The sequence below is a fragment of the Photobacterium sp. OFAV2-7 genome (genome assembly GCF_022347985.1).
Lineage (GTDB): Bacteria > Pseudomonadota > Gammaproteobacteria > Enterobacterales > Vibrionaceae > Photobacterium.
Genome location: NZ_JAKRFQ010000332.1, coordinates 1 through 5,211, shown reverse-complemented (window position 1 = coordinate 5,211; position 5,211 = coordinate 1). Strand labels below are relative to the sequence as shown.

At 48.4% G+C, this 5,211-nt stretch carries 3 protein-coding genes; all 3 read left to right on the top strand.

What is annotated here, in order from left to right:
- The first annotated feature begins 441 nt into the window (after positions 1 to 441).
- Positions 442 to 3,330 (top strand): pyridoxal phosphate-dependent class III aminotransferase, encoded by a 2,889-nt coding sequence (locus MHN01_RS16010; protein ID WP_239412259.1) that lies wholly within the window; start codon positions 442 to 444, stop codon positions 3,328 to 3,330.
- Between the two features lie 100 nt (positions 3,331 to 3,430).
- Entirely contained in the window at positions 3,431 to 4,765 is a 1,335-nt protein-coding gene (locus tag MHN01_RS24700) for a saccharopine dehydrogenase NADP-binding domain-containing protein (RefSeq protein ID WP_370646512.1), read from the top strand.
- Between the two features lie 200 nt (positions 4,766 to 4,965).
- Positions 4,966 to 5,211: DUF6174 domain-containing protein (locus MHN01_RS15995; RefSeq protein ID WP_239412258.1), on the top strand; the 246-nt coding region annotated here is incomplete at its 3' end.

Sequence of the window (5,211 nt, the reverse complement as noted above, 5' to 3'; positions counted from 1 at the left end):
TGTGATGAATTCAGGCTGATTGTGTCACAACGTGCCGTAGGTACTGGCGAACCTTTCGTCAGTAGAAGGGCATTAATAGCGCGGACCTGCCAGCAAATAGAGCAGGAGCATATTGAAGGAACCCAACATTGAAAACTCTAACATTGAAAACTCAAATCAGCTTAGTCTTACCTAACTGCAGTATTATTACTGAACCTTGATATTTCCTATCTAAATCATTTCAGCTTTTTGCTGTAAACCTGTTACCTCATTAGCTTTTGGCTGATGGTATCTTTGTGTTTACCGGCAGGAAAAGAATACCTGACATCCTATTGACCTTCTATGTGGCCATGCAATCTATTAACCGGATTTCATACCATATAAGTTGAGTCGGATATTACCTCAGGTATGCTCTGCCGAACGTCATGTTTCATATGACGTGTTAATTATTGGATGACACCCATGAGTAATGTGTTTGATTTAGACGATATCAAGCTAGCCTCAAACGTACCGGTTGTACATGAATTGTACGATTTGACACCCGATGAGCTTCTGCTTAGTCAGGAGCATTATGAGTCGGAAGTGCGCTCCTATCCGAGAAGGCTGCCACTTGCTATCAAGAAAGCATCAGGCGCACTGGTGGAAGATAGCCGCGGCCAATTATTTCTAGACTGTCTGGCTGGTGCCGGAACACTGGCGCTGGGTTACAACCACCCAGAAATCAACCAGGCAATTATCGAACAGCTAAACCAGGGGCTGCCTTATCAGACCCTGGATATGACGACACCGGCCAAAGATAAATTCATTAAAGAAGTGATGAATTTCCTGCCGGATGAATTTGCTGCGAATGCCCGTATTCAGTTTTGTGGTCCGTCAGGTGCCGACGCTGTAGAAGCGGCGATCAAACTGGCCAAGCAGACTACTGGTCGTAACACGATGGCGGCTTTCCATGGTGCATACCACGGTATGACTAACGGAACCATGGCATTGATGGGCAACCTGGGAACGAAAGAGCGTCGTCAGGGGCTGATGGCAGATGTCCACTTCCTGCCGTTCCCATATAGCCTGCGCTGCCCGTTCGGTCTGAAAGGCAATGAAGGGGCCAAACAGAGTATCCGTTATATCGAACGTATGCTGAGTGATGATGAAAGCGGTGTACAGAAACCCGCAGCGATCATTGTCGAGCCTGTGCAGGGCGAGGGTGGGGTGATCCCGGCTCCGGCTTTCTGGCTACAAGAGCTGCGTCGTATCACCAAAGAACATGGCATTCTGCTGATCCTTGATGAAATCCAGTGTGGTATCGGTAAAACCGGTCACCGCTTTGCGTTCGAAGAATCAGGCATTACGCCGGATATCTTGTGTTTGTCGAAGGCTGTCGGTGGTGGTTTGCCGATGTCTGTACTGCTATTTGATAAGTCGATTGATACCTGGCGTCCGGGTGAGCACACAGGCACATTCCGAGGCAACCAGCTTGCTATGGCGACCGGTGCCAAGGCGCTGGAGATTATTCGTCGTGATCATCTGGTAGAGCATGCTGAGAAAGCTGGCCAATACCTGCGTGAAGGCCTTGAACGTATCGCTGGATACACCGATTGTATTGCTGAAGTACGCGGCAAAGGCTTGATGCTGGGTGTTGAGATTGTTAAGCCAAACAATCAGAAGAACAAGTTTGGTGAGCCTGAAGCTGATCCTGAAATGACGGCGAATATCCAGCGCGCTGCGTTGGAGCGTGGTCTGATCATCGAAAAAGGCGGGCGTCAAGGTGCTGTGCTGCGTTTTCTGCCACCGTTGATTATTAGCTACGAGCAAATTGATTTTGCACTTGATGCGTTGAGCAAGGCCATTCTTGCTACAGCTGGTCCGGCAACAATTTCAGAAGCCAATGCTGAATCGGATCAGGAGCAGTGGCGTTCGTACTTCATCCACACTGGTGAAGGCGGTGCCGATGAACTTGAAACGGCGTTAAACCAGACCACACAAGTTCTGAAACAAGTTTTCGAAGCCGCTGATGCACCGTATTCCGGGTTGGAGCCGCTGGTACTGAAAAACCTGATCAACAATATCGAGTTGGATGATCAGCAGTTGCCTCTGGAAACAGTCATAGAGCAGACTGGTGAACTGATCGCCAAGAACTCGATCATGGTCCAGCATCCAAGCTGTATTGCGCATCTGCATACACCGCCTTTATTGCCAGCGGTTGCCGCCGAGGCATTTATTAGCTCATTGAACCAGTCAATGGACTCATGGGATCAGGCAAGTTCTGCAACTTATGTGGAGCAGAAGGTTGTTGATTGGCTCTGTGGTGTTTACGAACTTGGCGAACAGGCCGATGGTGTGTTCACCAGTGGCGGTACTCAGAGCAACCTGATGGGCTTGTTGCTGGCGCGTGACTGGGCCGCAGATACGATTTCTGGTCATAACATCCAGAAAGAAGGCTTACCGGATTATGCCGGCAAGATGCGTATTCTTTGCTCTAAGAAGTCTCACTTTACAGTACAGAAATCCGCATCGCTGCTTGGACTGGGTGAGCATGCCGTGGAATGTGTCGATACCAACCCTGATGGCACAATCAAGCTGGCCTCGCTTGTGACGACCATTGAGTCAATGAAAAGTGAAGGCTTGATGCCGTTTGCCCTTGTGGGTACAGCAGGGACGACCGATCACGGTGCGATTGATGATTTGGCCGGTCTGGCGGATGTTGCCCAGCAGCACAACCTGTGGCTGCATGTCGATGGTGCCTACGGTGGTGCGTTGATCCTGAGCCGTCATAAGACGCGTTTGCACGGTATAGAGCGTGCAGACTCGCTCAGCGTGGACTTCCATAAGTTGTTCTATCAGCCAATCAGCTGCGGTGCGGTATTGCTCAAAGACAAAGAGCACTTCAAGTACTTGCTGCATCATGCTGATTACCTGAACCGAGAAGATGATCTGCTGCCAAATCTGGTCGACAAGTCGATTGCCACCACCAAGCGCTTCGATGCTCTGAAAGTGTTGATGACGATGCAGTGTGTGGGCACCCAGGCGCTTGGTGCGATGTATGATCATCTGCTGGGTCAGGCACAGCAGGTTGCCGATTTGATCAATCAGTCTGCTGACTTTGAATTGCTGGCCGATCCCGCTTTGTCGACAGTATTGTTCCGCTCCCTTGGCGATCAAACAGTCGATATCGATCAGTTCAACAAGCAGCTCCGTATTGAAGCTTTGGTGAAAGGTGTTGCTGTATTGGGTGAAACGGTAGTCGACGGAAAAGTGGCGCTTAAGTTCACGATTCTTAACCCGTGTCTGACGATGGCTGATTTCGAAACCTTACTTAACGATATTAATAACTTGGCCCGTACGCTGGTTCATTAATTGATTTACTAACAATAGGTGCTGCTAATCACTGGCTGAAAACAGTTATGGCAGCACCAGCGTTCTAAAACGTATTGATTATTAACGGAAGAAAATAACGATGGCTATTCTACAAATTGGTGCTGGTGGTGTTGGCTGGGTAATTGCGCATAAAGCAGCTCAAAATAACGACGTTCTTGGTGATATTACGATTGCATCCCGTACTGTTTCTAAGTGCGAAAAAATCATTGCGTCGATTCAGAAGAAGAACAACCTGAAAGATCCATCAAAGAAGCTGGAAGCACGCGCTGTAAATGCTGACGACGTTGAAGCATTGGTTGCCCTGATCAAGGAAGTACAGCCTGATTTGGTTATCAACGCCGGTCCTCCATGGGTGAACATGGCAATCATGGAAGCGTGTTACCAGGCCAAGGTGTCTTACCTGGATACATCTGTAGCGGTTGACCTGTGTTCTGAAGGCCAGCAGGTTCCACAGGCATACGATTGGCAGTGGGGCTACCGCGAGAAATTCAAAGAAGCGGGTATCACAGGTATTCTTGGAGCCGGTTTCGATCCGGGCGTAGTTAGCGTATTTGCCGCTTATGCGGTTAAGCACCTGTTTGATGAAATCAACACTATCGATGTGATGACCTTGGCACAGCTCCGGGAAAGCCTCAACGACGAGCTGTTTTATCGCCATGGTAACCAGCTTGTAGCCACGCCGCTGGCCCGTCGGTTAGGGCCAACAGTCCACCAGATGATTAACGAGATGAATCAGATGCTGACTCAGGAAGCGTTTGATCCGTCTCGTTACGAAGGGCGTTTCTCTCTTGCAATGCGGGAAAGTACATTTGAGCTACTTGCGGCTAAGCTGAGTGCTCGAGTGCTAGCGCAGGCTCCGGAGCTACGGTTGGAAATCTGGTCGAAGGACAGTATGGGTTTTGAGGGGCTGACAAAAGGGCAGCTTGACTTCATTATGTTGCCGCATGATCGTAGCCAGCCACCCAGCTCTCAGAATAATCTGGTGTGGGAAACGCTGATAGACGATGAGATGGTTTGTCTGATGAACCCGACACACCCGTTGGCCGAGAAGTCATTAATCATCGATGACTACCTCAGCTATGGTCATGTCAGTATTATGGATCAGGACTTAAGCGTTCCCTTCTTTGAGATGCAATTGGCTCAGCAGCATCGTAAGCGTCGGGTTGCAATAAACGTTGCTGATTTTGGCAGTGCGGCATTAATGTGCCATCACAGCGATTTGTTGTTTACCTGCTCGAAGCGGTGGGCGAGTACAGCAATGCAGGCAAAAGGCTTGATCACCAAACCTCTTCCGTTCAATTATGGTGAGGTGTCATACAGCTTGGTGTGGCACCAGCCCAGTATGAATGATCCCGCTCATCGCTGGCTCTACGAGCAGATCCTGGAGTGCTGTCGAGAGGTGAAGGGTGAGTGATGTCACTCAATGCCTTACAAAATGAAGTGTTTGTTCAAGGCAGCATAAGCTGCCTTTTTCATATCTTTTTCTAGAACACTGATATTAATCATGTTTATATGAGCTTGATTTGCTATAACATTGACTGATTGTGATGTATTAACAATGCTCGCCGCGTGTAATGTTCAATCAATGATCATGAAATAAAAGGATTTTAATCAGTGAAACGTATAACTGCATCTTTGATTTGGTTGTTGCTATTCGGGTGTAATTCTTCCGGCAGTAGCCCTCAAGAGAGTAATAGTGGTACTTCTCTGTCGAAGTGGAATGAAGCATCAGTGACATCATATAGTTTTCAATACGAAGAAAGAGGCTTTTCACCACTAAAAGGGCCATGGGAAATTCAAGTCCAAGACAGTAACGTTATATACGTAAACTATATTGGCGATCAAAATCCAACTGTGCTG

Excerpts from the sequence above, each read along its gene's own strand:
- MHN01_RS16010 (WP_239412259.1), top strand. The coding sequence starts at position 442 with ATGAGTAATGTGTTTGATTTAGACGATATCAAGCTAGCCTCAAACGTA.
- MHN01_RS24700 (WP_370646512.1), top strand. The coding sequence starts at position 3,431 with ATGGCTATTCTACAAATTGGTGCTGGTGGTGTTGGCTGGGTAATTGCG.